1 protein-coding gene is annotated in these 245 nt (G+C 59.6%); it reads left to right on the top strand.

What is annotated here, in order from left to right; genetic code table 11:
- Window positions 1-245: aldehyde dehydrogenase family protein (locus tag R0J87_RS23470; protein WP_498889389.1), on the top strand; the 245-nt coding region annotated here is incomplete at both ends.

The raw sequence follows: 245 nt of genomic DNA, 5'->3' as shown, positions 1-245 counted from the left end.
CCATTACGCCGTGGAATTTCCCGAATGCTATGCTGGCCCGCAAAGCTGCGGCAGCGCTGGCGGCAGGCTGCACCTTTGTGGTGAAACCCGCACACCAGACACCGCTTTCAGCACTGGCGCTGGCAGAGTTGTCGCAGCAGGCAGGTATTCCGCCCGGCGTGTTTAATGTGGTTTGCGGTACCGATGCCAAAGCGATTGGTGAAGTGCTAACGCAGGACCCCCGGGTCGCCAAATTCAGCTTTACC

The organism is Halomonas sp. SIMBA_159 (genome assembly GCF_046536035.1).
Taxonomy (GTDB): Bacteria; Pseudomonadota; Gammaproteobacteria; order Pseudomonadales; family Halomonadaceae; genus Vreelandella; species Vreelandella venusta_A.
The sequence above is the reverse complement of the archived record's forward strand: the minus strand, read 5'-3'. Positions and strand labels throughout refer to the sequence as shown.